The organism is Paracoccus laeviglucosivorans, assembly GCF_900182695.1.
In the GTDB taxonomy this organism is placed as follows: Bacteria; Pseudomonadota; Alphaproteobacteria; order Rhodobacterales; family Rhodobacteraceae; genus Paracoccus; species Paracoccus laeviglucosivorans.
The window spans coordinates 196,039-222,036 of the sequence record NZ_FXTK01000005.1; the positions used below are offsets into that span (position 1 = coordinate 196,039).

The window sequence follows — 25,998 nt, forward strand, 5'->3', positions numbered from 1 at the left end:
TCCCCCGCATGCGTTTCAATCCATTTGCTTGCGCAACGATGCCGCGTTGCAGCAAGTTAGCGCCACCTGCGCCGGGATCGTGACAAACCTGCCAAACTAAGGGCATCACGGCTCGCAATTCCGTGTTCAATGCGGTTGCGAGAGCGGAAATCACCTGATAGAGACGCGACAGATTTTTGGGAGGCTTCGGTCTGGCTCGGCCAGCTTTCCCTTGACCCGCGCTCCGCGACTGACCGGCTTGAAAACCGGCCCGCCTGCGGAGCTTGCGCAAACCGGAAGGATGACCGTGGCCAATTCCTCTTCGATTTCCGCTGATATCGCCGGGCGTTATGCACAGGCCCTATTCGATCTGGTGAAGGATTCGGGGGGTCTTGACGCCCTGTCCGCGCAAATCGACGACCTGGCCCTGGCTTTCGACGAAAGTGCGGATCTGCGCGACCTGACCGTCTCGCCGCTTTACAATCGCGATCAGCAGGAAGCCGCCGTGACGGCGCTTGCATCGCGCATGGGCCTGTCGGTGGAACTGTCGAATACGCTGCGCCTGCTGGCGCGCAACCGTCGCCTGTTCACGCTGCCCCAATTCATCGCCAAGCTGCGCGGCCTGATCGCCGACGCCCGTGGCGAGATGACTGCCGATGTTGTCAGCGCACAAAAGCTGACCAAGGAACAGAAGACCCGTCTGGCCGACACCCTGTCGGAAAAATCGGGCAAGAAAGTCAAACTGAACGCGCGTGTCGATGAAACTCTCATCGGCGGCATGATCGTCAAACTGGGCTCGCAGATGATCGACAGCTCGATCCGCTCCAAGCTCGCCTCCCTCCAGAATGCTATGAAAGAGGTCGGATAATGGGAATCCAGGCAGCCGAAATCTCGGCCATCCTCAAGGATCAGATCAAGAATTTCGGTCAGGACGCCGAGGTGGCCGAAGTCGGTCAGGTGCTGTCGGTCGGCGACGGCATCGCTCGCGTCTATGGTCTGGACAAGGTCCAGGCCGGCGAGATGGTCGAATTCCCGGGTGGCATCCGCGGCATGGTGCTGAACCTTGAAACCGACAACGTCGGCGTCGTGATCTTTGGCGACGACCGTTCGATCAAGGAAGGCGACACCGTCAAGCGCACCGGCGCCATCGTGGAAGTCCCCGCTGGCAAAGGTCTGCTGGGCCGCGTCGTCGACGCCCTTGGCAACCCGATCGACGGCAAAGGCCCGATCGAGAACGTCGAGCGTCGCATCGCCGACGTCAAAGCCCCCGGCATCATGCCGCGCAAATCGGTTCACGAACCGATGGCGACCGGCCTGAAATCGGTTGACGCCATGATCCCCGTTGGCCGTGGCCAGCGCGAACTGATCATCGGCGACCGTCAGACCGGCAAGACCGCCATCGCGCTGGACACCATTCTGAACCAGGCGAACTACAACGGCCGCGAAGCCGATGGCATGAAGACGCTGCACTGCATCTACGTCGCCGTGGGTCAGAAGCGTTCGACCGTCGCCCAGCTGGTGAAGAAGCTGGAAGAAACCGGCGCCATGGCCTATACGACCGTCGTGGCCGCGACCGCTTCGGACCCGGCTCCGATGCAATACCTGGCGCCCTATTCGGCGACCGCCATGGGTGAATACTTCCGCGACAACGGCATGGACGCCCTGATCATCTATGATGACCTGTCCAAGCAAGCCGTCGCCTACCGCCAGATGTCGCTGCTGCTGCGCCGTCCGCCGGGCCGCGAAGCCTATCCGGGCGACGTGTTCTATCTGCACTCGCGCCTGCTGGAGCGTTCGGCCAAGCTGAACGACGAAAACGGCAACGGCTCGCTGACGGCTCTGCCGATCATCGAAACCCAGGCGGGTGACGTGTCGGCATACATCCCGACCAACGTGATCTCGATCACCGACGGCCAGATCTTCCTGGAAACGGAACTGTTCTTCCAGGGTATCCGTCCGGCCGTGAACACCGGTCTGTCGGTGTCCCGCGTGGGTTCGGCTGCACAGACCAAGGCGATGAAATCGGTCGCCGGTCCGGTCAAGCTGGAACTGGCCCAGTATCGCGAAATGGCTGCCTTCGCGCAGTTCGGTTCGGATCTGGACGCCGCAACGCAGAAGCTGCTGAACCGTGGCGCGCGCCTGACCGAGCTGATGAAACAGCCGCAATACTCGCCGCTGACCAACGCCGAGATCGTGATCGTGATCTATGCGGGCACCAAAGGCTATCTGGACACCGTTCCGGTCGCCCAGGTGACCAAATGGGAACAGGGTCTGATCCAGTATCTGCGCAACCAGAAAGCGGACCTGCTTGACGACATGACCCGCAACGACCGCAAGATCGCGGGCGAGCTGGAAGATGCCATCAAAGCTGCGCTGAGCGGTTACGCCAAGACCTACGCCTGAGAGGGGGAGCTTTAGATGCCCAGCCTCAAGGACCTCAAGAACCGGATCGGCAGCGTCAAGAACACGCGCAAGATCACCAAGGCGATGCAGATGGTCGCCGCCGCAAAACTGCGCCGTGCGCAGGAAGCGGCGGAGGCTGCGCGTCCCTATGCTGACCGGATGGCCGCCGTCATGGCCGGGTTGACCGCTTCGGCGGCCGGCTCGGCTTCGGCCCCGCGCCTGCTTGCAGGGACCGGCGAAGACCGTCGGCACCTGCTGGTGGTGATGACCTCGGAGCGCGGGCTTGCGGGCGGGTTCAACTCGTCCATCGTCAAGCTCGCCCGTCTGCGCCTTGCCGAGCTTCGCGCTCAGGGCAAGGAAGTCACCATCCTGACCGTGGGCAAGAAGGGCCGCGAACAGCTCAAGCGCGATTTCGGCGACCTGTTCGTGCATCACGTCGATCTGAGCGAAGTGAAGCGCATCGGTTACGACAACGCGCGCGCCATCGCCGACGAAATCCTCGACCGTTTCGGCGCCGGGAATTTCGACGTGGCGACGCTGTTCTATAACCGGTTCGAATCCGTCATCAGCCAAGTTCCGACTGCCCGGCAGATCATCCCTGCCGTAATCGAAGAAGGTGCAGAGGCTTCCACCTCGTCGCTTTACGATTACGAGCCGGATGAGAACGCGATCCTTGAAGACCTGCTGCCGCGCTCGGTCGCCACGCAGATCTTTGCCGCACTTCTGGAAAACGCTGCTTCCGAGCAGGGTGCCCGGATGAGCGCGATGGACAACGCGACGCGCAACGCCGGCGATATGATCAACAAACTGACCACCGAATACAACCGGACACGTCAGGCTGCGATCACCAAGGAACTTATCGAAATCATCTCGGGCGCCGAGGCGCTCTGACACGTAGGGGTTAATCACATGGCAGAGGCCAAAGGAAAAATCACGCAGGTGATCGGCGCCGTCGTGGACGTGCAGTTCGACGGCCACCTTCCCGCGATTCTGAACGCTCTGGAAACCGAAAACAACGGCAAGCGGCTGGTGTTGGAAGTTGCCCAGCACCTTGGTGAAAACACCGTCCGCACCATCGCCATGGACGCGACCGAAGGTCTGGTCCGCGGCCTGCCGGTCACCGACCTGGGCGAGCCGATCACCGTTCCGGTGGGCGACGTCACGCTGGGCCGCATCCTGAACGTCGTCGGCGAGCCGGTGGACGAAGGTGCACCGCTGACCGTGACCGAAAAGCGTGCGATCCACCAGCCCGCACCGGAATTCGCCGCACAGGCGACCGCTTCGGAAATCCTGGTCACCGGCATCAAGGTCATCGACCTGCTGGCACCCTATTCCAAGGGCGGCAAGATCGGCCTGTTCGGCGGCGCAGGCGTCGGCAAGACCGTTCTGATCATGGAACTGATCAACAACATCGCCAAGGTGCACTCGGGTTACTCGGTGTTCGCGGGCGTTGGCGAACGCACCCGTGAAGGCAACGACCTGTATCACGAGATGGTTGAATCGGGCGTTATCAAACCCGACGACCTTGCGAAATCGCAGGTGGCGCTGGTTTACGGCCAGATGAACGAACCGCCGGGTGCGCGTATGCGCGTCGCCCTGACCGGTCTGACGCTGGCCGAACAGTTCCGCGACTCGACCGGCACCGACGTTCTGTTCTTTGTGGACAACATCTTCCGCTTTACCCAAGCTGGTTCGGAAGTGTCGGCTCTGCTGGGCCGTATCCCGTCCGCCGTGGGTTACCAGCCGACGCTGGCCACCGACATGGGCGCGATGCAGGAACGCATCACCTCGACAAAGAACGGCTCGATCACCTCGATCCAGGCTGTTTATGTTCCGGCCGACGACCTTACCGACCCGGCACCGGCAACGACCTTCGCCCACCTCGACGCCACGACCGTTCTGTCGCGCGCCATCTCGGAACTGGGGATTTACCCGGCCGTTGACCCGCTCGACTCGAACAGCCGTATCCTTGATCCGGGCGTCGTCGGCGAAGAGCATTACAACACCGCGCGTTCGGTTCAGGGTATCTTGCAGAAATACAAATCGCTGCAGGACATCATCGCCATCCTTGGCATGGACGAACTGTCGGAAGAGGACAAGCTGACCGTGGCTCGCGCCCGGAAGATCCAGCGCTTCCTGTCGCAGCCCTTCGACGTTGCGAAAGTCTTCACCGGTTCGGACGGCGTTCAGGTTCCGCTGGAAGACACGATCAAGTCGTTCAAGGCTGTCGTGAACGGCGAATACGACCACCTGCCCGAAGCAGCCTTCTACATGGTCGGCGGCATCGAGGACGTGAAAGCCAAAGCGCAGCGTCTCGCCGCTGACGCGGCGTAAGGGGGCGACATGGCCGACACGATGCAGTTCGACCTCGTCTCGCCGGAACGGAACCTTGTTTCCGTCCCGGTGCGCGAGGTGCGCCTGCCCGGCGCCGAGGGCGACCTCACGGCGATGCCCGGCCATGCGCCGGCCATCGTCAACCTGCGGCCCGGTGTCGTCACCGTGGTGGCAGGCGACGGGTCGGAAACGGAATTCGCGGTGACCGGCGGCTTTGCCGAGATCAACAACGAATCCGTGACCCTGCTGGCCGAGCGTGGCCACCCCCGCGCCGAGATGACGCAGGAGATCTATAACGAGATGCTGGCACAGGCTCAGCGTCGCGTTGAAGTCGCCAAAGAGCGTTCCTCGACCACTGGCGAGGAAATCGTCGCGGCGGCGGTCAAGCTTCTGGCGGATATGGAGGCACTTGGCACCCGTATCGGTCTGGACCCGAACCAGTCGAATTTCCCCCACTAAGGGTAAGATTGTTCGCAAATTCAGGAAGCCCCGGTCGATCCGGGGCTTTCGCATTTAATGGGACGCCACTAGTAAAGGTTCCAAGGGGGCATGGTATTGCGACATTTCGATCATCACGCTGTCGGCGTCAGCAATGGTGCGGTCGATCTGTTTTCTGCCTTCGAAGACGGTGGGCCGATGTGGTCGGGGCAGGGGCCGCGGCTGGAAACCTTTCAGGTGGCTTTCCCCGAAGCATTTGTCGAACCGCCCGTGGTGCATCTGTCGTTGGGCATGTGGGATATCGGCGTCAACGGCAACCAGCGTGTGGACCTGAAGGCCACGCTGGTCACCGTCGAAGGGTTTCAGATCGAATTCCGCACATGGGGCGATACCCGCGTCGCGCGGGTCCGGGCAAATTGGCTGGCCATCGGCCCGGTCCGTTATCGCGACGATTTCGAGGCTTAGGGCTAGGCCCGCTCGATATTCAGCCGGATCAGCTCAGCCACCTGCTTGGGGTGGGTGATGGGCAGCATATGTCCCGCACCGGGAACCGTGGCGCGCCCGACATCCTGCAGCCGCGCAGCCAACGCATCGGCAATCGCGGGGATGACCGGCGGAGAGTTCCCTCCCATCACCAGCAGCACGGGGGCGTCGATCCCTTCCAGCCCGCCGTCGCGCAGGATATTGGCGCTGTCATGGACCAAGGCCATGTTCCCCGCGTTGACCAGCGCGATCTGACGGATCAGCCTGCTGCGGCCTGCTTCGGTCTGGGACGCCCAATCCAGCCCACCCCAGACCGACAGAAACTGCCGCGTGGCCTCGGCTGGGTCGGTTTCGGCAAGGGTGCGGATCTCCTCCATATCGGCATCCGCATCGGGGTCTTTGGCGGCGGCGAACAGGACGGGCTCGATCAGGGTCAGACTGCGGACGGCCTCGGGTGCTGCCACGGCGATGCGCAGTGCCACGGTCGCGCCGATGCTATGCCCAATCAGGTCCAGCGGGCGTTGGATCAGTGCCGCGGCCTCGCGGGTCACGGCGGTGTGGTAATCCACTGCGCCGTCCCAGTCCGGGCTTTTGCCATGCCCCGGCATGTCGGGCGCAGTCACCTGCACCAGATCGGCCAGATCGGCAGCAATGGGCCGCCAATAGCTGCCATTGCCCATCGCGCAATGCAATGCCAGCGCCGGGCGGTCTGCATTGCCCGGCCATTCACGAAGATGCAGGCTCACAGATCGGCCAGATGCTGGTCCAGCATGTCCAGACGGTCTTGACCCCAGAACCGTTCGTCGCTTTCGCGCACAATATAGAAGGGGGCACCGAAAACGCCTGCCTCGACCGCTTCCTCAAGGTTGCGTTCATAGACCTGCGCGCCGACGAACAGGCCGGAATTTGCAAGCTCGGGGTCGAAACCCGCCGCTGTCAGCTTGGCACGGATCACGGCGTCATCGGCAATGTTCTGATCCTCGGCCCAGACGGCACGGACGAAACTTTGCACCAGCCCCGCCAGATCGCCGCCGCCCGCCTTGGCCGCCGCGATGACCGCGTAGGATGAGGGCGCGGTGTTCACCGGCCAGAAAGTGGGTTTCAGGTTCAGGGGCTTGCCCAGATGCTTGGCCCAGCGGGTCAGTTCCTGCCCGCGATATTCCATGCGCGACGGGTGGCGGTTCGCGGGCCGGACGCCTCCGGTGCGGTCAACCAGTTGCAGCAGGTCAAGCGGCTTATAGGTGATCTGCGCGCCGTGGCGGGTTGCAATCTGCTCAAGCCGGTCGCCTGCAAGATAGGTCCACGGGCTTTGAGTGCCGAAGTAATAGTCGATATGCGCCATTAGCGGGCCTCCGGGGTTTGCGGGCAAGCTAGCGTGGTGCTAAGGCGTGCGCAATCGCACGAATCCAACGGAGCCATGCCATGCCGGCCATGACCGAACCCAAGCTGATCGCGGGCAACGCCAACCGGCCTTTGGCCAATGCCATTGCTCGACGCATGTCGATGCATCGTGGCATGAACGTTGCCCCCATCGAAGCCCGCGTCGAGCGTTTCAACGATCAGGAAATCTTCGTCGAAGTTTATGAAAACGTCCGCGGCGAAGATATGTTCATCATCCAGTCGACGTCGAATCCGGCGAACGACAACCTGATGGAACTGCTGATCATGACGGATGCGCTAAAGCGGTCGTCGGCGCAGCGCATCACCGCCGTGATCCCCTACTTCGGCTATGCCCGTCAGGACCGTCGCGCAAAGGCCCGCACCCCCATCAGCGCCAAGCTGGTCGCCAACCTGCTGACCGAGGCGGGCGTGGACCGCGTGCTGACGCTGGATCTGCACGCCGCACAGATCCAGGGGTTCTTCGACATCCCGGTGGACAACCTTTATGCTGCGCCGGTCTTTGCGCTGGATATCAAGCACAACTTCCGCGACCAGATGGACAATCTGATGGTCATTTCGCCCGACGTGGGCGGCGTGGCGCGGGCGCGCGACCTGGCGCAGCGCATCGGCGCACCGCTGGCCATCGTGGACAAACGCCGCGAAAAGGCGGGCGAAGTGGCCGAGATGACCGTGATCGGCGACGTGACCGGCAAGACCTGCATCATCGTCGATGACATCTGCGACACCGCAGGCACGCTGTGCAAGGCCGCCGAAGTGCTGATCCAGCACGGCGCTGTCGAGGTTCACGCCTATATCACCCACGGTGTTCTGTCCGGCCCTGCGGTTGAGCGGGTGCAGAAATCGGTGATGAAATCGCTGGTGATCACCGATTCGATCGAACCGCCGGAAAATGTCAAAGCTGCCAGCAATATCCGCATCGTGCCGATGGCCCCGATGTTTGCCCAAGCGATTCTGAACATCTGGAACGGCACTTCGGTCAGTTCGTTGTTCGAACTGGACACGTTGGGCCCGATCTATGAAGGGCTTTACACCTCGGCCTGAGCGTCGGGTGATCGCAATGGAAAAGCCCCGGTTCTGCCGGGGCTTTTTACGTCACAGAAAGCGCGGAAACTCGATCTTGGGGCAGCGATCCTCGATCACGGTCAGGCCGCGTGCACGGGCTGCGCTTGCAGCTTCGGCATGGGTGATGCCAAGCTGCATCCAGATGGTTTCCAGATGCGGTAGCACACGCATCGCCTCTTCGACGATGGCGGGGACCGCTTCGGCGCGGCGGAAAATGTCCACCATGTCCACGCGAATATCGGCAGGGATCGAGGCGAGGTCACCATAGACCACCTCGTCCAGAATTTCGGTGCCGGCATGGCCGGGATTGACCGGAATCACGCGGATACCCTGCGATTTCAGATAGCGCGCCACACCCCATGCCGGGCGCAATTCATTGGGCGACAGACCAACGACGGCGATGCAGCGCGTGCTTTGCGCAACGCGTGCAATGTCCTCATCCATCGGCGACGAGCCGACATCCCGCAAAATGGCGAATCCCATGTGATCCTCCCCCATATCTCAATCTAAAGTGGCATGGAAAAAGCGCCCGGTCCAGAGTTGCTGGCCGGGCGCAAGTCGCGGAACGAGGGACAGTGATCTGAACATGGCGTTCCGTGCACATGTTCACGAAATAAATGCGCATTGTGTCCTAAAAGTTCCACCCGTCTCGCAAAAACGTGAGAATCTAGGGTTTCATGCGCGCCCAGGTTGCCTTTGCCCGCCCGAGGACACCCTGCGGATCGGCGAGAAGCCGCTTGCGGGCTTGCTCTGACCGGACCAGATAAGTGCGCTTGTCGATCACCGCGAAGTAACGCGGATTGCCCGGTTCCGGCCGACCTTCGGACAGCGCCACCACGCAAAGACCGCCCATGCCCGGCGCATAGGCGCGGGGATTGGCTTCGAACAGGGCGCGGTTGTGTTCGTTGGCGAAATGCCACGCCTCGCCCTTCCACATGGTCACGATGTCGGTGCGACCGGGAACGGCGCCGCCGTCATGGCTGTAGGACACGGGGTCCATGCCGTTCAATGCCCATTCCTGCCCGGCGGCCGAGGTTGCGGTCAGGATCAGGCTAAGGACAAGGGCGGTTGGTCGAATCATTCTTGCGGCATTGGAAAGGCTGGGGCGATGTCTATTGCATCTGGCAAATCGCCCAAGGATTCTCAACGGGGCGGACGGAATTCTATCCGGCTTGTGATCCCGGTGCCTGTGCCTGCGATGCGGCGTAAAGCGCGATCGCTGCCGCGTTCGAGACGTTGAGCGAACCGAAATCGGCGGCAAAGGGGATGCGCACGATCTGGTCGCAGGTCTCGCGGGTGCGTTCGCGCAGGCCCGGCCCTTCCGCCCCCAGCACGATGCAAAGCGCACGACCGGGCAGGGCTGCCAGCGCCGTGGGCAGTTCCGCATCGCCGGTGCCGTCAAGGCCGATGACGGTATAGCCCATGTCTTTCAGCTCGATCAGCGTATCGGCCAGATTGCCGACGCGCAGATAGGGCTGGCGTTCCAACGCGCCCGATGCCGTCTTGGCCAGCGCTCCGGTTTCGGGGGCGCTGTGGCGCGAGGGGGCGATGACAGCGCGCGCGCCGAACACCTCGGCGGAACGCAGGATCGCGCCGACGTTATGGGGGTCCGTCACGCGGTCCAGCGCAACGATCAGCGGCGCCCCGCGTCCCGACAGGGCCACATCCTCAAGCTTGCCCCATTTCAGGGCCTTCACCTCAAGCGCGGCGCCCTGATGGACGCTTTCCGGCGGCAACGGCACGGCGCGGTCGAATGTGCGGGCGTCGGTGATTTCGGGCGTGATCCCATCGGGCAGGGCGCCCAGCCGGTCCATGGCGTTCTGCGTCAGCACAAGGCGCAGCTTTTCGCGCGCCGGATTGGCCAGCGCATCGCGCACCGCATGCAGACCGAACAGCCACACCGTTTCGGCAGCGGCGGCGCGGCGTGCGCGTTCCTTGTCGATGACCCATGTGGGCTTCTTGGTTCTTTGCGGTTTCTCGGTCATCGGACACCCCTGCTTTCGCTTTGGGTTGCGCAGAAAACGCGCTGAAATGCAACCTTTCGCGGGGGCAGGGGGCAATCTGCATTTTTCCCCCGATCACCGCTTGACGACCCCAGCGCCTATCGGTAATCACCCCCCCACGCCGAGCGTTCGGCGGGCGACGTGCTGCAAGGTGCGGCAGCGGACTGTAACTCCGCCGGGGAGACCCATGCCTGGTTCGATTCCAGGGTCGCCCACCACTTTCTCATTTTATCGAATGATAACAGTGGTGGAATGTCCCGCAGGGGCTTCACAGTTCATTACGGAAATCAATGGGTTAGCTGCTGGGTGTCCCGCAGATTTCTACCAGTCGATACCTGATAGCGCGCGAACCCCATCAGCCGCCAAGATTCGCCGCTCGGCTCCCTTGGTGTAAATTTCGGATGTCTTTGCTTGTGTGTGCGCCATCACCGCCATGATCTGGTGCTGACTGCACCCGGCCTCTGCCATCATTTCGGCAACTGCCTTGCGGATGCCATGCGATGATCGGCCCGGCAGTCCAGCGGATTCGCACCATCGCTGGACGCGAACGCGCAGGGCCTCGACGCTCGCAAAAGGCTTGCCTTTCTCGCTCAGCAGGTAGGATGTCCCGACAATCTTCGTGGCCCTTGTGGCGGTGTAGAGCGGCGCAAGCATTGGGATTGAGACGAAGGCGGAGCCTTTCTTTCTCGGCTGCCACTCCAGCCATGTCTGCCCGCCGCGCGAAACCTCCTGATCGCGACCTAGCCAAATCGCATCACCGATTCGACATGCGGTGAATGCCTGTAACGTCAGCCATAGATGCGCGATCGTCCCGGCGGGGTGCTTAGCCTTGAATTGTTTAAGGTCGCTAGCCGTCCATGGCACTGCTCCGCCCTTTGGTGCTGTGTTGATAACGCCAATACCGGCGGCGGGGTTGTGGCTGATTTCATCCCGCTCTTTTGCCCATTTATAGACAGCGCGAACGGATTTTATGAGATTGTCAGCCGCGCCGGGGTGCGCGGCCCACGCATCCCGAACGGTGATGAATGCCGCAGGCGGAAGGTCGATGTCCAATGTGCCATAACGATCCCCATCATCATCCAAGTGATCGCACAGGCGTTTCAGGACGCTGCGCCGCTGTTTCAGCGTTGCGGCAGACATAAGCTCGGCTTCGACCATTTTCCCGATAAAATCCAGATACCGGCTACAAAGCCAGTCGAGTGAACGCTCGATCTGCTTTTCTCTGGGCGGCTGCCATATCTCGCCAGCGCGAGCGGCATAATAGTAATGCGCAAAGGCCGGATCTTCTGGGGTGACCGGGACGTGTATGCGCCGCCCTTTGTCGCCTTCGACACGCACCCTATAGCGCAGGGTGCCGTTTCGGTGCCGCTCGACCACCAGCCCCGGAAAATCAACACGCACTTCAGTCACCTCTTGGCCCACTGTTTAGGCCGAAGAGGTTGCACGTTGTCTCTGCTGCTGTCTACGGGCGCAGCGGCTGTCTCAACTTGGATGGTGCCATCCTTGGAGACGGTGAAGCCGGTCACTGTCAGGCCGCAGCTCTGCGCGGCGTCCAGCGCCCGCTTGATGGCGGCTTGGCTTGCTGCTGGCGCTCCCATCACGCTTCCCCTTCTGTCGGGTCTGTCTGCCCTTGTTGGACACGATCAAGGCATTCCAGCGCGAAACTGACGTGGTATGCGCTCGCTGCCTCGACCTCGATCGTAATAGTCCGCTTTCCGCCGCGTTGCTCTGTGCTGAACGCGACAAGGCGCAGCTGTTCGTTCGGCTTGCCGTAAAGGGTGAAGGTCATCGTTGTTTCCCGTCCTTCAAGGTCGCCCTGTGGTTCGCGCTTCTTCTTGCGTGATCGGCGATGAATTCGGGCTGATCCGCTGGGAAATCTATCGAAGCTATTGCCTGCCGGACCTGCAATGCCGTCAAGGTATCCATGCTTGGCGACGGTGGTGCGCGAAGGACCGTGCCATCTGCATAGATCGCGGTTTCATACGCTGTCCCGTCAGGATGGCGTAGCCTTTCGCCATATCCAGCGACTGCGATAGGCTCTTCATTCTGCCGTGCCCAAGCGGGCCTTTCCATTGGATTGGTCATGCCGCGTCCCTCGCGGCCAGTTCGCGTGCGATCTCGGGCAATACGATGTTTTCTATCCTGAGGTCCGATGCGCATGCCGCGTCTCGTTTGATCACCGCGTCCCGCGCAGCCCTGATATCGAAATCCAGTCCGAATTTTCTGCGAGATATCGCAGCCAATGCCTTTGCAACTGTTGCCGGAACCGAAAGGACGTCCTCGAACCGCACGCGGAACACGTTGTCAGTCAGCTTGCCCATCTGGGCGCGCAGCAGCGGGGTGTCGCGGGCGATACTCCGTTGCATTGCTTTGACGACCTGCCGCTGTGGGTTGCGATATTCGCCAAGTGCGGTCAGCAGCTTTACTTGTGACCGTGCCTGTTCGCTGTTGCGCCGCTCCATAAGCAGGATGACCGGCGGAACGGGAAATGAGGCGCTGGTGATCTTGTAGCGCAGTGGATCAATGAGCTTTACGGCTCGGCCGCTTTGTTCGGCAAGCCATTCCATATCGGCGCGCAAGGGACCAAAGCGCCTGGCATCTTCATAATTTGGGCGGGGTCCGGTCACGGGAAAGCCGCCAGCGTCCAGCATGGTCATCAGCATAGTGGTGCCGCAACGGCCCAGCCCTGCGATCAAAAGAGTGGGTTGATCACCCATGGCACAGTTCCTTTTCGCGGGCGATGAAAACGGTAGGGCAAGCGCAGCACGGGCAGGCCGCTGTCATAAGCAGCCGTGCCACGCTGAGCATCGGCATGGGCAGAAGCGCAACCGGCCACACATGGGCACAGCGAGCGCATTCTCCGTCGATCGATCGGCTCATTCCCGATCCCCCTGCGCGGCAGGCGGGGCTTCACGGCTGGCAAGGGCGGCTTCAATGGCATCGGCCAGAAGTCCGCATGGCTGCGCGCCCACTCGAAAACGCTCACGTTGCATGCAGCCCAACCTTGGCTGCAAAACTTCCATTTGCTTCTCACGCCGCCGTTGTTCAGCGCGGCATATTTCTGCCGCTGCCCTCATTCCGCGACCTTCCGCCTCCACCAACGCCGTGTTGTCCGTGGTCGCGGCGGGCGGGGTGGCGCGACCTATACAGTCGCAATCAGGGCATTCCTCTGTAGCATGGTCGGCGGCGGCATCGGCTGGTGGATGCAGGTATTCGTCCCAGCATGTGACGATTTCACCGTTACCTTGGCACCGCTCGCAAACCACAGGCTCCGCCTCCGCCTCGGTCGGCAGCAGCGCGGCAAGGACTTCCCGCAGCAATAGAACTTTATCTGTCGAAGCGACCTGCGCCCCGCTTTCGTCAAGGTGAAAATATTTCCCGCGAACAGGTATTGCTTCGATGCGATCCCGCAGGCTGTCCATCCCTGCGCGGGCGGGCTGATCGGCGCGTGCTTCAGCGGCATCGCGGTTCAGCGCCGCCAAGACGGTCAGCAAGATTGCCTCCTGCGTCTCTTTCTGCCGCAGCCGGTCGTCTTGGCCTATGATGACGACTTGACCCGCAAAGTGTCCTTCGGGCGCGATCAGGTGGACACTCTGGCCGACGACGCTGGAATACTGGCCCATCTCTGCGCGGAAGCTGTGGGCGGTCTGATTGGTGGTTTCGCTCATGCTGACACCCCCTGCCGGTGCATGCGGTGCGCCGCCCGGATCGTATGAATGTTTTTCTCCGCCTGCGTCTCGCCAACACCGACCATGTAAGTCCGGCTGCGGGGCGCGCTTTCGCGGCGCGGATCGTGAATGTGGTGCCCGGTTTCCCAAGGCAGGCCCGGAAGGCTGACCTTGGATTCACCGGCAGAGAGTGATCCAGTGCCGTGGCGGTAGATTGTGACGGTGCGCTTTTCGGTCATGTCATATCCCGTTCTGATCGCTTGGGATGGACGCTCGCGCGGAGCGGCCACCAAAGCGATCAGCTGCTGCTGTTGCCTATTTCGGGTGTCCCCATCAGCAACGGCACTTCTGTCGCGGCCTGCGCGGCCGTCATCGCTTCGCGGGCGGCATCGCGCAGCGCGACATCGGGGTTGTGCAGGCTGACGATGAACTTGATGTCCGAACCTGCCTTCCGGTAGCGGAACCGGGCCGCGAGGCGGTAGTGTGCGCCTTCCTCGAATACCGGGATCGCGATCATGAATAGGTTGGGCAGGGTCAGCGGCTGGCCATCAGCATCGCGATGCTCGGTAAGGAACTGCACCTTCTGTTCGCCGGTATCGCGGTTGGTCTTGACCTCAATATAGCCGACCTCATGCGCCTTGAACTCGCGCGACAGATTGTTCAGCGCGGCATACTGCCCGAAGCGACCTTGTAGCTTGGCCGCGACCTCGATCATGCGGATTTCCCAAGGCTCGGCGTTCGTGGTGTCCTGACCCAGCAGTGCAGGGGTCGGGTCAAGGAAATCGGCAAAGTTCTCTTCCAGAAATTCGCCAAAGGTGTCCTTGTCCAGCGCCTTGCCATCGATCGCGTTCCAGCGCTTCCACTGTTCAGAGACCGGAAAGTTATAGGTCGCGCGGTGACGGCCATAGTTCGCAGTCGGATCACCGGACAGAGCGTCGGTAACCGGCGCGCCGTGACCGTGGTAATCGATGATCGCTGTCAGCTTCGGTTCGGGCAGGATCTGGCCGAACAATACGGTATCGGCGCCCTTAAAACGGTTCGTCCAGCTGATGACGCTGTCCAGATCGGTTAGCACGGCACGGCCAGTGCGTTGCAGCGGCTTTAGCGCCTCGATCGCGGCGCGGTGCTTGGCGGTCAGGTCATGCGCCACCAAATCTTTTTGCGCGAATACGACCGTAGGTTTCAGCGGCTCATCGTCGGTCGGATAGCTGGCGATTTCGATCTCGGAGGTGCGGCGGATTGCTTCGATGAGCGTGGCCGCGAGGTTCGGCGTGTCCATGCGGGTTTTCCCTTATTCTGCTGCTTTGAGGATGGTGGGGCTTTGGGCAGGTTCGCGGAAATCCATGCGGGCCTGTGCAGGGTTGTGGGCGGTGATTTCACCGCTGCCGTTCATCCACGCATGGGCTTTGCGCTTGGGGGATTTCGGCTCCACGATCTTGTCGTCAACCACCATCTCCAGCTGGCCGATACGGTTGATCTTCAAGTCGATTGTGATGGTGATCTTGCCCTTGGCATCAGACCCGTAGTCCAGTGCGTGCTGGCGCAAGGCGACGTTGTTGGCCTCGATCCGATCCATCAGATCGGGCAGGTATTCGCCGCCATCGGCGAGTGACAGCAGATGATCAAGGCTGCGCAGCTTCGGCTGGTGAGAGGGGATTTGCATCGCGGCTCCTGTGGTTTCACCCGGTGCCGCCGGGCGCGGTGGGGAAAGAAAAATGCCCCCGATCGAGCAGAGATCAGGGGCAAGGTTGGCTCGCAGGGGCAGGCGATGCCGAGGCGAGCGAAAACGTGCCCTACGGCTGGAGGCGTTCGACGATCTGGGTCATGCCCTCTTCGCGAGCCTGCGCGGCGGTGGGTGCGATCCAATCGATGACGGATGCGACGCCATGGAATGCCGCGTGCCAGTTGATGCTGAACAGGAACCACCCTGCCGCAGCGCCGGAGACGACCACTGCGATAAGCAAAATGCCAATGCCCACGATCGGCGGGCCGTCGAAATCGCCGTCATCGTCGTAGCGCGGTGTCGGGCGATCCGAACGCATGCCGTCTTCCAGCCGAAGGCGGCGATTGTCCGGCGCGGCATCGCTGATCTTGAGGTTGGTGAAGGGCTCGGGCTGGACGCGGCGCAGCGCCACCAAGTTCAGGTCGCTCATGCTGCGCCCCGCGGGGCTTTCGGACGGAAGGCCGGGCGCGGCTTTCGGGCGCGGCTAAGCGTGTGCCAAAGGCTGCGAAGGGCAGTTTCCGGCAGCTGGACAGCCAGCTGCGGGTTGGTGAGCACGGCGCGCGCATCAGCGATCTCGCGCGGCGTCACGATGGGGGTCTGGGTGTGCAAGATGCGCTCCATCCTCGGGTTTCGGATGAAGGCAAGATGACAAGGACAATTGTCCACGTCAAGAGTAAAGAGGACAATTGTCCGATAATTTCTTGTAGTCGGTGATTCGCGGCGTTAACTTTCAGATGGTGCGGAGCCGCCCGTAACCAGCCTGTGCAGGTGCATGCATATAGAAAAGCCCGCGTTGTCGCGGGCTCAGGGAGTAACGTAATGATGGAACCGTCTCAAACCTGTGTCTTAGGAAGGTACGCGGTCCCTCCGATTATGCTCAATTTCTCGATGGTTGAGACGGTGTCTTTTGTGAGCGAATATGCGCAGCAAGTTCCATTAATCTTTGCGCCAGCGCATCTGCCTGATCGGGCGTAATTGCGAGCTGAAGGGCGGGCGGCTTAACTGTTCCGGCCATAATAGCAGATAATTGGTTAGGGCTTTCTGCGTATTGGAGTCGCGTAAGAACGAACATGCCGCCAACAGGCGCGGTATCGTAACCGATTAAAGGTCTAGTGATGACGCTGCCGTCTTCATTTGTGTCAAACGGGTGCGCTGACATGCCATATTTCCTAGCGCTCGATGCGACGATCGACACGCCGCCAGCCGTTGTTTTCGTAATGACCGACCACGATACTGCGGTTCCACAGCGGCAGACCGATGAGCAGGCCATTCGCTGTGAAGAAACTAACTATTGCCCAGCCATAAGCGCCTTTTGCGGCATAATAAATAAACCCGAATAGGAAGCACCATAGGCGATGGAATCCGCCTAATACCTTGCGTTGCACGCCGCTATGGGCATTTTCCATAATCATACTTTGGCTTTCCGTTGCTACGACTAAGATGTTGCGAGAGTGACGCGGCTTGTTGGGTAAATACCGCTGGGCCGGAATCTTGAGATAAAAAATCTACTTGATGATCGGGCGATTGATCGCTGAATTGAAATTGCGAGGATAAATGCCCGATACTTCTAGAGTCGATAGTCTCACGAATTTCATTGAAATGTTGAATGATATTATCCAAGCGCCTAATCCTCAGGCTCGCGCCTACCGCGTGCAGCGGCTAGCAGGATGTTCCGCTCATCATCAGTCAATTTGCGCCACAGAGATGCGGCTTCAGACCTCAATTCTGCCGTCCGGTCCTCGAGCATCTCGTCGAGAGTAAGGCCAAGGGCGTGGGCGATCTTTACAGCATCATCTACGTTAGTGGATGCCGGTAGGCCCTTATCACCACGCTGCATCAGCTTTGTGATTTGAGGTCTGGATACGCCAGCCTCATCGCACAGACGCGCGATGGACCATCCGCTTGCGGCGAGGGCTTCTTTGAGGGCGTCGTAAAATCTGCGCGTCATAGAAAACTTCTATTCCGTAGCGCAGGTTTTCTGCCACAGGACAAAAGTCCATTGACAGCATCAGGACAAAAGTCCACTTTGCCGTCATGACGAAGCAGGACCTCATAGAAGCCATTGAGCAATTTAGCCGTCGCTCGGGGATTGCCCCGGCGACGGTGACGGGCCGCGCCGTCGCGAATAGTCGGCTCTATCAGCGCATGAAGGCAGGCGGCAGCTGCACCATGGATGTTGCCGCGCGAGTCATGGCGTTTATCGCCGCCAACTCTCCACCGGCCACTTCGGCCAATAACACTGAGCATCCCCATGAAAACGCATCCTAAGATTAAACCTACCTCGCCGACTGTACCCGTGGCCCGCCAAATGTCCTTTACCGGGGCAGTTGGTGGGCGCGGTCGCTCGGCATCCGCAGCGCGCCGCGCTCATGTCCATGCGCAACGCGCAGATGTGGACACCTTCCTGCGCCGCTGGTCGATGCTGATGATTACCAGCTTCGCGACCGCAGAGGCGATCGGCGCGCATTTTGACGTGACAAAGCAGACCGGCTGCAACTGGCGTGAGGGCACGCATCGACCGAGCGGCGATGCCGTCGATCATGCGATGCAAACGCTTCCTCTCTACTCACAGATCATGTGGGGGAAGTGATGCAGACCGGGTTTGTACAAAACCCGAGGCGGGGGAGCGGTGGGGTAGCAGGGCCTGACCGTAAGGAACCCGCATTGATTCCATCCGCCTCGGGCGATGCATTTCAGATGGGATCATTGAAACCTGCGGCTGACCCGGTCGAGAGCTTGACCGGCGGGGAAGGGGTCGGCGCGAAAGCGTCGGCCCCGATATCAGGTGTCCAGCATGGCACGTCAAACGGCTATGGCCGCTATGGCTGCCGATGCGACGCCTGCCGTGCGGCGGAAACCGCGAGACAGCGTGATTTCCGGCAGCGCCAGCGCGAAGGGCGGGTAAAACACCGCACCCACGATCCGAACACAGTGCCTGTTCTCGTGCGCGGCAAACTCTATCCCTCAATATCTGCGGCTGCTTCGGCGCTTGGGATTTCTGGTCCCTCGATCAGCCATCAGCTGCAGCGTTACGGCTGCGCCGACCGGGCCGGGCTGGGGCTTTTCGGCCCGCGCGTGCGGTGCAATCACAAGGCAAAGCCGGTCAAAATTCATGGCCGCGAGTTCCCTTCGATCGCCGCAGCGGCGCGCTTTATGGGTGTCAGCCCGACCCATCTGTATCGCTCGCTCAAGCATGGCTTTGCGCCGACCTATTCCGAATTCCTGCTGCGGCAGTTGATGCAGGCCGATGCGCGCAAGCGGAGATCGGCAGCATGAGCGCCGATAGCCAGCATCTGGGCGACAAGATCATGCACATCTGGGAAGAGGCGAACGACCTAGAGCCGCGCATTGACGATGCGATTGTGCTGTTGGCCGATGCCTGCGCTTTCGGGATTGCCGAAGGCAACTTTGATCCGGCGCCGATCCTTGAGCGCATCAAGCGTGTTTCTGCCGCGCTACATGCGGCGAACAATCTGGGGGCGCGGCATTGACGCAGAACCGCAGCACCGCCGTGATGCAGCGCCGGGTCGAGCCGCATGACAGCCTGGACGATTTCCCGACACCGCCATGGGCCACGCGCGCGGTATGCGAGTGGCTGCTGGCGCAGGGCGGGCACTGTCAGCCGCTTTCCAGCCTGTTGGTGCGTGAGCCTTGCGCCAATCGCGGCCACATGGTTGCCGCGCTACGCGAGTTCTTTGGCACAGTCGATGCCGCAGATATCCACGACTACGGCGCTGGCTTTCCGGTGCGCGATTACCTGTTCGGGCCGCTGCCAGCGGCAGTGCATTGGACGTTCATGAACCCGCCATTTCGCCTTGCGGAACAGTTCATCCAGCGCGCCTTGGCCACATCCCGTGACGGCGTGGCTGTCATCGTTCGGTCGGCGTTTCTGGAGGGTGTGGGCCGGTTCCGGGATCTGTTCAGCGCCCTGCCGCCCAGCGACATTCTGCAGTTCTCGGAACGCGTCGTGATGCATAAGGGCAAGCTGTCGCCCAAGGGCAGCACGGCCACCTCTTATAGCTGGATCGTCTGGCGGCGCGGTTTCGTGGCCGATCATCCCCGCTTTCATTGGATCCCGCCATGCCGCGCGCGGCTGGAGCGGAAAGAAGATTACGCGGCGTATTGCGATGCGCCTGCGACTGGAGGCTTGCTTTGAACCCATCAGATGCCCGCGACGACACGCCCGAGATTGTGGGCGAGTTCTGGGCTTATCCGCTTCGGCACGGCGATCGGCTGCAAAGCTATGACTGGATGCCGCTTTACGTTGAACGGCTGCTGTCATCCCGCTTCGTCGCGCGGATGATCTACCAAGAACGGCGGCAGGACATCGGCACGGCTCTGCTGCTGTGGTCGGCCAGCATGAAACAGGATCCCGCTGGCACATTGCCCGATGACGATATCGAGCTCGCCCAGCTGGCGCGGTTCGGTGCGGATGTCGATGGCTGGCGTGAGGCCCGCGCGGGCGCGCTATATGGTTGGCGCGCGGCGCATATCGATGACGCGCCGCCCGGTGCATTGCCGCGCCTCGGCCATCCCGTGATCGCGGAAATCGCGCAGGAACAGTTCAAGCGCAAGCGGGGCCGCGAACGCGGACGCGAGGTTGCATCTTGGGCCACGGCCAAGTCGCGCGTTCGCAGCAAGCTTCGCGATGCCAAGCACGCGCGCATTGCCGAAAATGACTTCGCAGTCGAGCAAATCGCGGAATGGCTGCGAGATAACGACCTCTACGTCACCACGGAAAACGTTCGGGTCGCGATGGAAACGGTCATGGGGGCACCGAAGGTGGTTTCCATGAATGGCGGGGGTGTCTGACGGTCGGAAAGCCGTGATGTAAGGAACTGTAATCGCGCTGAAATCAACTGAAATGAACTGTAATGATTACAGTTGGTGACAGTCGGATTTCGGCAAGTTTTCAGGCCCGCAACTGTAATTGCCCTACAGGACAAGGACAGAACATCACACCGACAAAGACATGACATGAAATTCCTTAGAGGGGCCGAACGGCGGTTCCTGTGGATAAGTCGAGTGGCTGGGGAAAGGGGATTGCGATGACTTTGCCAAATGCCGAAGCCAAAGCGCGTGTTGACGTGCTGCTGATCCAGCCCTTGGCGGGGCTTGGCTACAAGCGCAAGCGCGGAGCAAGCGCCAATGCGCAGGACGAAATGCTCGATCGTCTGCGCGGGCGGCTGGCCTATATGACCGATGCAAACCTGCGCGGCATGGTTGATCTGATCCTGCGCCACGCGGTCAAAGGCCAATGGCCGGATGAGGGGTTGATCAGAGCTTGGGCCTATACCCTGCAATGCCCGCCGCCACGCGACTGCGATTATGCGATGAGCCTGATCCGCTCGGCCATGGGGCGCGCCGCCCGCGATGAGGGCTGGGCGGTCGAACTGTTCCAGATCGCCAAGCGCATCGGCCCGCCGCCCGGTCGCTACATCATCGCGCAATTGAAGGATGAGGCCGAACAGAACCGGCGGCGGCGCATCGTCATCAGCGAAAATATTCAGGCCGGGCTGGCCAGCGATGCCGACAAGGCGTGGCTGGCCGAATGGCATCAAGACATGGCCGATATCGAGGCCATCCAATCCGGGCAAGCAGAGGGGCAAGCCGCATGAAGGACATGGTTGAAATGGAACAGGACGATGTTCTGGGTGGCGGAGTTGTGTTCGATCGCGAGGCTGGGCGGGAACGTCTGATCGGCGAGCGGGCGCGGCTGGATGCCATCCTTGCCCGCGCCACGCCTGCGGTCGGGTGCGGGCCGGGCATCCCGGTCGCACCTGCCCGTGGTCTACAGGTTGCGGTGACACCGCATGTCAACGCGCCCAAGCCCGATGCGATCGGTCGCAGGGACGATTACATCACCCAGTTCACCGGCTGGGAAGGGTTCAAGGCGTCACGCGCTGCCGACATCTTCGATGACCTCGACCGGCGCGCGGCTGCCCGGACAGACAAGGACGGCAAACCGTGCAAGTCGCCCTTCACCCGATCGCAGGTGACGGTGGCACGACTTTATCGCGATCTGGTCGAGCGGCATGACGCGGGCGGCATGAAATGCGCCAGCATGGAAGCGCGCGGCGGTGGTGGCATCAGCGGTGGCGAGTTCATTGATGCCTTTGTCGCCGAAGGGCAGGCCATTGCTTGGATGCAGAAACAGATCGGCGGCGGCGTTGCCATGTCAGTGCGTCGGGTTCGGCCATCGGCGCGCGGTCAGGCCGGGGCGCAGATCATTGGCGATCGCGCTTTGGTTGATGCGATCTGCCTGCATGGTCGCTCTTTCCGTGACGTTCTTGAACGGCATGGTTGGGCGGTGTCTGGGCAGAATGTGAAGTCACTGCACGCGGCACTGGCTGCCGCGCTGGACCGAATGAATGGTGCCCCGCATAAAAGTTCTTGACCGCTTATATCACACGGCCATATACCTTTTGACATCATCTAGAAGTGCGCCCGCAGGGATAATCCCTTGCGGGCGCTTCTCGTTGCGAGGTCACCATGTCGCGCCACCCGCTTTACAAGACGGCGCGCTGGAGAAAGGGTCGCCTCGCACATCTCAGGGCTGAACCGCTCTGCCGTCTATGCCGCCAACGCGGGCTGTTGAATGACGGGTCGCTGACCTTGGCGGGCGACAGCCAGTCGAACCGGCGGCGCAGGTTCCTTGTCGTTGACCACATCGTCCCGCATCGCGGTGACCTCGACCTTTTCTGGGATACGACCAACTGGCAGACCCTCTGCCCGGATCATCACGACATCATCAAACAGCGCGAAGAGGTTCGGGGTTACTCGAACGAACGCGGGCCGGACGGCTGGCCGATCGATCCAGCGCACCCTGCCAACCGCTGATCGCCCCGGATCGATGGGACCGGGTCAAAGGGGGGGTGGGGAAAAGCTGGGAGGTCGGCAGTCCCGGACCGGAGGGGGACGCTTTCTGTGTGCGAACCTGAAATTGAATAGAAAAAGCCACCTCTTGAGGGAGTAAGGAAGGGATTTAGCCATGGCTCGGGGTCGCAAGCCTGCCGAAAGTGTCGTCGTTCCGATGAAGGACGGCGAATCCGGTCACAACTTGCAGGCCCGTGCTTTGGCAAAGGCGGCGCAGCTGCGTCCCGAAGGTCTGCTGGATGAAGTGCGCTGGGTTTACGACCGGCTCGCACCGCCGCTCTGCCATCCGACGAAAGACCGTCTCAACGAGGCGAATGTGTTCATGTTCGTCCAGCTTTGCCGATCGGTCGTGCGATATGAGCGTTACACCGTGCTGCTGGAGGAAGAGGGCGAGACCTATACCGCCAAAACGCGCAATGGCACGCAGCAGAAATCCCGACCCGAGGTCGCCCAGCTGAATGAGACGTGGCGACAGATCCGCGCGCTGGCCAGCGATTTCGGCATGACGCCTGCCGCTGAGCGGGCTCTGGGAGGCTCGGGTCAGATGGGCTTCAACTTTGGCGGTGACAACGATGACGATTTCACCTGATTTCGCCAGCGATCGTTACAGGGCTGATCCTGTGACCGCATGGGCAGAGGATGTGGTGGCCGGTCTGATCATCGCGGGGCCGCATGTTCGGGACGCAGCGGCGCGGCATTTACGCGATCTCGAAGACGGCCCGGCGCGCGGTCTTCTCTGGGATGTGGATGCGGCAAAGAATGTCATCGGTTGGTTTGCCCGCAACCTGCGGCTCAATGGTGGTCAGTTCGAAGGTAAGCCGTTCATCCTGCATCCCAGCCAAGCGTTCCGTGTCGGTTCGCTCTTCGGCTGGAAACGCGCGGCCACAGGGCTGCGCCGGTTCCGGCGCTTCTATGATGAGGAAGGCAAGGGCAACGGCAAAAGCCCCATGCTGGGCGGCATCGGCCTTTACCTGATGATCGCGGATGGCGAGGCGCGCGCCGAAGTCTATTCAGCCGCGGCGAACAAGGATCAGGCGCGCATCCTCTTTGCTGACGCCGTCGCCATGGTCGAGCAGTCGCCGCGCCTGTCGAGCCGCGTCGAGATGCAGGGCCAGAATCCGGTCTGGCAGATGAGTTATCGCGGCAAGGATGGCGGCAAGCGCTATTTCAAACCGATCGCGAACGAGGCGAAATCCGGCGGCAAGTCGGGGCCTCGACCCCATGCCGCGCTCTGCGATGAGGTGCATGAGCATCCCAACCGCGACACCATCGATCTCTTGGAACGCGGCTTCAAGTTCCGGCTCCAGCCGCTTCTGTGCATGGCGACGAACAGCGGGTCCGATCGCAAGTCGATCTGCTGGGAAGAGCATCAGCATGGCGTCCGGGTCGCGTCCGGTATCGTGGAAGACGATACCACGTTCGCTTTCGTGTGTTCGCTGGATGACGGCGACGACTGGGAAAACGACCCTTCATGCTGGGTCAAGGCGAACCCGCTGCTGGGTGCGACCATCACCGAAGAGTGGCTGGCGGCGCAGGTTGAACAGGCCAAGAAGATGCCGGGCAAGCGCAACGGTATCGCCCGGCTGCACTTCTGCGAATGGACGCAGGCGCAAAAGGCCGCGATCAAGCGCGAGTCCTGGCTTAAATGCGTGGGCAAGGTCGATCTGGATGAGATGATCGAACGCGGTTACCCCTGCTATGGTGGCCTCGATCTCAGCCAGACCCGCGACTTTACGGCGCTGACATTGGTCTGGCTGATCGATCCGACGCGGGACGCCGAGCGTTTTGCTTCGCACACGTGGTTCTGGACCCCCAAGGATACGCTGGCCGATCGCGCGGCGGTCGATCAGACGCCCTATGATCTTTGGGAACGGCAGGGCTTTCTGGAGGCCATTCCGGGGGAACGCCTGAAATATGCGTGGCTGGCCGATGCAATTGCGCGCATCAATGCCCGTTTCGCGCCGCAGGCGATCGGCTGCGACCAGTATGGACTGGAGCGTTTGCAGGAACACATGACCGATATCGGCGCGACGATTCCGGCAGAGATCCACCCGCAGGGGTTCCAAAAGCGCGTGCTTGAGAAAGACCCGAAGGCACCCGAGGGCCAGCAGGAAATCTACCTGTGGATGCCGGACAGCATCAACAAACTCGAAGCCGCCATCAGCGAGGAGCGTATCTTGATCGATCATAATCCGCTGCTCGATTCTATGGCCGCGAGCGTCGTCTATGCCGAGAACCGCACCGGGCACCGGATGTTTGACAAGCCGAATGCCTATGGGCGGATCGACGGCATGGTGTCGAAAGCCATGGGCGTCGGCATGGCGCTCTGCCGCGCCCCGAAAGAGGCCGAGAAGAAACGCCTCAATTCCTACTTCAAAAGCTTGGTGCCCACATGAACTTGCTGCGCAAAATGTTCGGTTGGGCGGACGGAAAACGGCCCCTCGACCTCAAGAAACCGATGTCCGAACAGAGCGCCGCGCGCGCCATGGAAACTGGATTTGAGGTGAGCGCCCGCAGCAGCATGGCGCTGTCTGGTGTCTGGGGCTGTGTCAATCTGCTGGCGGGCACGATCAGTTCCCTCCCTCTGCAAGTGTATGCCAGCGGTAAGGATGGCGCGCGGGACATCCTGCGTGACCATCCGCTATATTCGGTGCTGCATGACAGCCCCAACCACGACCAGACCGCCTTGGATTTCTGGGATCTCCAGACCATGGCGATCGAACTTTGGGGCAATGCCTATGCCCGTAAAGAAAGACTGCGCGGGCGGGTCATCGGCCTGACACCTGTGCGGCCGGACATCGTGAAGGTGTCGCGGGCCAGCGATGGTGTGCTGCGCTACCGATGGTCAGAGAATGGCAAAAGCCACGAGGTCACCGAAGACGACATGCTGCATATCCGGGGGCCGGGCGGGGATGCATTGGGTGGGCTGTCTACGCTGACCTTCGCGCGCCCGACCTTTTCTCTGGCCATGGCGGCGAACGTCACTGCTGCGGCTATGTTCAAGAACGGTCTGCGGCCTTCCGGTGCTTTGCAGTTCGCTGACTGGCTATCGGACGAGAACCGAGAGATTGCGCGCACCTATATGGTCGAGGGCTTTATGGGCGCGGCCAATACCGGCAAGCCGTTCGTGGCAGAGGGCGGCGTGACATGGAGCGCCTTCAGCATCACGCCGGAAGATGCCCAGATGCTGGAATCGCGCGGTTTCTCGATCGAGGAAATCTGCCGGTTCTTCGGTGTGCCGCCGGTGATGATCCAGCACAGCTCAGCCACGACCAGCTGGCCCACGGGCGTCGAACAGCAGGTGCTTCTGTTTCAGAAGTTCACGCTGCGCCGCCGCCTTAAGCGGATAGAGGCGGCGCTGGAAAAGCAGCTTTTGACCACGGCAGACCGGGCCAAAGGCGTTCGGATCGAGTTCAATCTCGAAGGGCTGCTGCGCGGCGACAGCGCAGGCCGGGCCGCGTTTTACAAGTCTGGCCTGAATGACGGCTGGCTGACGATCAACGAGGTGCGCGGCAAGGAAAACCTGCCGCCTGTCGAAGGCGGCGATGTGCCGCGTATCCAGAAACAGAACGTGCCGATCTCAGCGCTGCAAGGGCTGATCGACGGTGCCGGTTCGGATGAGGTCTGA

General features: G+C 61.4%; 36 protein-coding genes and 1 tRNA gene. 20 read left to right on the forward strand and 17 right to left on the reverse strand.

The window, feature by feature from the left end:
• Positions 1-280 precede the first annotated feature (280 nt).
• The 6 genes from FN835_RS08290 to FN835_RS08315 all read left to right on the forward strand — a co-directional run bounded on the left by FN835_RS08290 (position 281) and on the right by FN835_RS08315 (position 5,619).
• The gene (locus FN835_RS08290; protein WP_142662742.1) at positions 281-847 is read left to right on the forward strand and encodes a F0F1 ATP synthase subunit delta; all 567 of its coding nucleotides are present in this window, start codon (positions 281-283) and stop codon (positions 845-847) included.
• Positions 847-2,382: a F0F1 ATP synthase subunit alpha gene (gene atpA, locus FN835_RS08295; protein WP_142662743.1), complete on the forward strand. Its 1,536-nt coding sequence runs from the start codon at positions 847-849 to the stop codon at positions 2,380-2,382. The genes FN835_RS08290 and atpA overlap by 1 nt, the downstream gene beginning before the upstream one ends.
• A 15-nt stretch (positions 2,383-2,397) precedes the next feature.
• Positions 2,398-3,273, forward strand: coding sequence for a F0F1 ATP synthase subunit gamma (locus FN835_RS08300; protein ID WP_142662744.1), 876 nt, complete (start codon positions 2,398-2,400; stop codon positions 3,271-3,273).
• Positions 3,274-3,291: 18 nt separating this feature from the next.
• Positions 3,292-4,716 (forward strand): F0F1 ATP synthase subunit beta, encoded by a 1,425-nt coding sequence (atpD, locus tag FN835_RS08305; protein ID WP_142662745.1) that lies wholly within the window; start codon positions 3,292-3,294, stop codon positions 4,714-4,716.
• A gap of 9 nt (positions 4,717-4,725) precedes the next feature.
• Positions 4,726-5,175: a F0F1 ATP synthase subunit epsilon gene (locus FN835_RS08310; RefSeq protein WP_142662746.1), complete on the forward strand. Its 450-nt coding sequence runs from the start codon at positions 4,726-4,728 to the stop codon at positions 5,173-5,175.
• 90 nt (positions 5,176-5,265) lie between these two features.
• The gene (locus tag FN835_RS08315) at positions 5,266-5,619 is read left to right on the forward strand and encodes an H-type lectin domain-containing protein (RefSeq protein ID WP_342778594.1); all 354 of its coding nucleotides are present in this window, start codon (positions 5,266-5,268) and stop codon (positions 5,617-5,619) included.
• A gap of 2 nt (positions 5,620-5,621) precedes the next feature.
• On the opposite strand, the gene FN835_RS08320 is transcribed toward FN835_RS08315, so the two are convergent.
• The gene (locus FN835_RS08320) at positions 5,622-6,383 is read right to left on the reverse strand and encodes an alpha/beta fold hydrolase (RefSeq protein WP_246098680.1); all 762 of its coding nucleotides are present in this window, start codon (positions 6,381-6,383) and stop codon (positions 5,622-5,624) included.
• Entirely contained in the window at positions 6,380-6,979 is a 600-nt protein-coding gene (locus FN835_RS08325; protein ID WP_142662748.1) for a 2-hydroxychromene-2-carboxylate isomerase, read from the reverse strand. The genes FN835_RS08320 and FN835_RS08325 overlap by 4 nt, the downstream gene beginning before the upstream one ends.
• A gap of 80 nt (positions 6,980-7,059) precedes the next feature.
• Between FN835_RS08325 and FN835_RS08330 the strand changes: the two genes are divergently transcribed.
• A complete protein-coding gene (locus FN835_RS08330) occupies positions 7,060-8,079 on the forward strand; it encodes a ribose-phosphate pyrophosphokinase (protein ID WP_142662749.1) in 1,020 nt (339 codons plus the stop codon).
• 51 nt (positions 8,080-8,130) lie between these two features.
• Here FN835_RS08330 and FN835_RS08335 read toward each other — a convergent pair whose 3' ends face one another.
• The 3 genes from FN835_RS08335 to rlmB all read right to left on the reverse strand — a co-directional run bounded on the left by FN835_RS08335 (position 8,131) and on the right by rlmB (position 10,085).
• Entirely contained in the window at positions 8,131-8,583 is a 453-nt protein-coding gene (locus tag FN835_RS08335) for a CoA-binding protein (protein ID WP_142662750.1), read from the reverse strand.
• Between the two features lie 184 nt (positions 8,584-8,767).
• A complete protein-coding gene (locus FN835_RS08340) occupies positions 8,768-9,181 on the reverse strand; it encodes a YHS domain-containing (seleno)protein (RefSeq protein WP_142662751.1) in 414 nt (137 codons plus the stop codon).
• An 82-nt stretch (positions 9,182-9,263) separates the two neighbouring features.
• Positions 9,264-10,085, reverse strand: a complete 822-nt coding sequence (gene rlmB / locus FN835_RS08345; RefSeq protein ID WP_142662752.1) for a 23S rRNA (guanosine(2251)-2'-O)-methyltransferase RlmB — start codon at positions 10,083-10,085, stop codon at positions 9,264-9,266.
• Between the two features lie 152 nt (positions 10,086-10,237).
• Between rlmB and FN835_RS08350 the strand changes: the two genes are divergently transcribed.
• Positions 10,238-10,321 (forward strand) — tRNA-Tyr (locus FN835_RS08350).
• 103 nt (positions 10,322-10,424) lie between these two features.
• On the opposite strand, the gene FN835_RS08355 is transcribed toward FN835_RS08350, so the two are convergent.
• The 12 genes from FN835_RS08355 to FN835_RS21880 all read right to left on the reverse strand — a co-directional run bounded on the left by FN835_RS08355 (position 10,425) and on the right by FN835_RS21880 (position 17,442).
• The gene (locus FN835_RS08355; RefSeq protein WP_246098681.1) at positions 10,425-11,513 is read right to left on the reverse strand and encodes a tyrosine-type recombinase/integrase; all 1,089 of its coding nucleotides are present in this window, start codon (positions 11,511-11,513) and stop codon (positions 10,425-10,427) included.
• A gap of 187 nt (positions 11,514-11,700) precedes the next feature.
• Complete coding sequence (locus FN835_RS08360; RefSeq protein ID WP_142662753.1) at positions 11,701-11,892, reverse strand: hypothetical protein; 192 nt, start codon at positions 11,890-11,892, stop codon at positions 11,701-11,703.
• A 292-nt stretch (positions 11,893-12,184) separates the two neighbouring features.
• On the reverse strand, positions 12,185-12,820 hold the full coding sequence (locus FN835_RS08365; protein ID WP_142662754.1) for a sulfotransferase family protein: 636 nt from the start codon (positions 12,818-12,820) through the stop codon (positions 12,185-12,187).
• Positions 12,821-12,979: 159 nt separating this feature from the next.
• Positions 12,980-13,771, reverse strand: a complete 792-nt coding sequence (locus FN835_RS08370; RefSeq protein WP_142662755.1) for a hypothetical protein — start codon at positions 13,769-13,771, stop codon at positions 12,980-12,982.
• Positions 13,768-14,010, reverse strand: a complete 243-nt coding sequence (locus FN835_RS08375; RefSeq protein ID WP_142662756.1) for a hypothetical protein — start codon at positions 14,008-14,010, stop codon at positions 13,768-13,770. Before FN835_RS08375 ends, FN835_RS08370 begins: the two co-directional genes overlap by 4 nt.
• Positions 14,011-14,069: 59 nt before the next feature.
• Positions 14,070-15,050, reverse strand: a complete 981-nt coding sequence (locus tag FN835_RS08380; RefSeq protein WP_142662757.1) for a DUF2303 family protein — start codon at positions 15,048-15,050, stop codon at positions 14,070-14,072.
• Between the two features lie 12 nt (positions 15,051-15,062).
• Entirely contained in the window at positions 15,063-15,434 is a 372-nt protein-coding gene (locus FN835_RS08385) for a hypothetical protein (protein ID WP_142662758.1), read from the reverse strand.
• A gap of 130 nt (positions 15,435-15,564) precedes the next feature.
• Positions 15,565-15,924 (reverse strand): hypothetical protein, encoded by a 360-nt coding sequence (locus FN835_RS08390; RefSeq protein WP_142662759.1) that lies wholly within the window; start codon positions 15,922-15,924, stop codon positions 15,565-15,567.
• Positions 15,921-16,103, reverse strand: a complete 183-nt coding sequence (locus FN835_RS08395; RefSeq protein ID WP_142662760.1) for a hypothetical protein — start codon at positions 16,101-16,103, stop codon at positions 15,921-15,923. The genes FN835_RS08390 and FN835_RS08395 overlap by 4 nt, the downstream gene beginning before the upstream one ends.
• Before the next feature lie 268 nt (positions 16,104-16,371).
• A complete protein-coding gene (locus tag FN835_RS08400; protein ID WP_142662761.1) occupies positions 16,372-16,653 on the reverse strand; it encodes a hypothetical protein in 282 nt (93 codons plus the stop codon).
• A 10-nt stretch (positions 16,654-16,663) separates the two neighbouring features.
• Positions 16,664-16,906, reverse strand: a complete 243-nt coding sequence (locus tag FN835_RS08405) for a hypothetical protein (RefSeq protein ID WP_142662762.1) — start codon at positions 16,904-16,906, stop codon at positions 16,664-16,666.
• 212 nt (positions 16,907-17,118) lie between these two features.
• A complete protein-coding gene (locus FN835_RS21880) occupies positions 17,119-17,442 on the reverse strand; it encodes a helix-turn-helix transcriptional regulator (RefSeq protein WP_142662763.1) in 324 nt (107 codons plus the stop codon).
• A gap of 86 nt (positions 17,443-17,528) precedes the next feature.
• Between FN835_RS21880 and FN835_RS08415 the strand changes: the two genes are divergently transcribed.
• From FN835_RS08415 to FN835_RS08470, 12 genes are all read left to right on the forward strand, one after another.
• Positions 17,529-17,762 carry a hypothetical protein gene (locus tag FN835_RS08415; RefSeq protein ID WP_142662764.1) on the forward strand — a complete coding sequence of 78 codons (234 nt, stop codon included), beginning with the start codon at positions 17,529-17,531 and terminating at the stop codon, positions 17,760-17,762.
• Positions 17,746-18,084 carry a hypothetical protein gene (locus FN835_RS08420; protein WP_142662765.1) on the forward strand — a complete coding sequence of 113 codons (339 nt, stop codon included), beginning with the start codon at positions 17,746-17,748 and terminating at the stop codon, positions 18,082-18,084. The genes FN835_RS08415 and FN835_RS08420 overlap by 17 nt, the downstream gene beginning before the upstream one ends.
• Complete coding sequence (locus FN835_RS08425) at positions 18,084-18,770, forward strand: helix-turn-helix domain-containing protein (protein WP_142662766.1); 687 nt, start codon at positions 18,084-18,086, stop codon at positions 18,768-18,770. Before FN835_RS08420 ends, FN835_RS08425 begins: the two co-directional genes overlap by 1 nt.
• On the forward strand, positions 18,767-18,985 hold the full coding sequence (locus FN835_RS08430; RefSeq protein ID WP_142662767.1) for a hypothetical protein: 219 nt from the start codon (positions 18,767-18,769) through the stop codon (positions 18,983-18,985). Before FN835_RS08425 ends, FN835_RS08430 begins: the two co-directional genes overlap by 4 nt.
• Positions 18,982-19,650: a methyltransferase gene (locus FN835_RS08435; RefSeq protein ID WP_185958615.1), complete on the forward strand. Its 669-nt coding sequence runs from the start codon at positions 18,982-18,984 to the stop codon at positions 19,648-19,650. The genes FN835_RS08430 and FN835_RS08435 overlap by 4 nt, the downstream gene beginning before the upstream one ends.
• Positions 19,647-20,306: a DUF1376 domain-containing protein gene (locus FN835_RS08440; protein ID WP_142662768.1), complete on the forward strand. Its 660-nt coding sequence runs from the start codon at positions 19,647-19,649 to the stop codon at positions 20,304-20,306. The genes FN835_RS08435 and FN835_RS08440 overlap by 4 nt, the downstream gene beginning before the upstream one ends.
• Positions 20,307-20,542: 236 nt before the next feature.
• Positions 20,543-21,112 (forward strand): hypothetical protein, encoded by a 570-nt coding sequence (locus FN835_RS08445; RefSeq protein WP_142662769.1) that lies wholly within the window; start codon positions 20,543-20,545, stop codon positions 21,110-21,112.
• Entirely contained in the window at positions 21,109-21,891 is a 783-nt protein-coding gene (locus FN835_RS08450; RefSeq protein ID WP_142662770.1) for a hypothetical protein, read from the forward strand. Before FN835_RS08445 ends, FN835_RS08450 begins: the two co-directional genes overlap by 4 nt.
• Before the next feature lie 95 nt (positions 21,892-21,986).
• A complete protein-coding gene (locus FN835_RS08455; RefSeq protein ID WP_142662771.1) occupies positions 21,987-22,334 on the forward strand; it encodes an HNH endonuclease signature motif containing protein in 348 nt (115 codons plus the stop codon).
• A 151-nt stretch (positions 22,335-22,485) separates the two neighbouring features.
• Positions 22,486-22,959 (forward strand): P27 family phage terminase small subunit, encoded by a 474-nt coding sequence (locus FN835_RS08460; protein WP_142662772.1) that lies wholly within the window; start codon positions 22,486-22,488, stop codon positions 22,957-22,959.
• Positions 22,934-24,766 (forward strand): terminase large subunit, encoded by a 1,833-nt coding sequence (locus FN835_RS08465; RefSeq protein WP_246098690.1) that lies wholly within the window; start codon positions 22,934-22,936, stop codon positions 24,764-24,766. Before FN835_RS08460 ends, FN835_RS08465 begins: the two co-directional genes overlap by 26 nt.
• Positions 24,767-24,873: 107 nt before the next feature.
• A complete protein-coding gene (locus FN835_RS08470) occupies positions 24,874-25,998 on the forward strand; it encodes a phage portal protein (RefSeq protein ID WP_221930402.1) in 1,125 nt (374 codons plus the stop codon).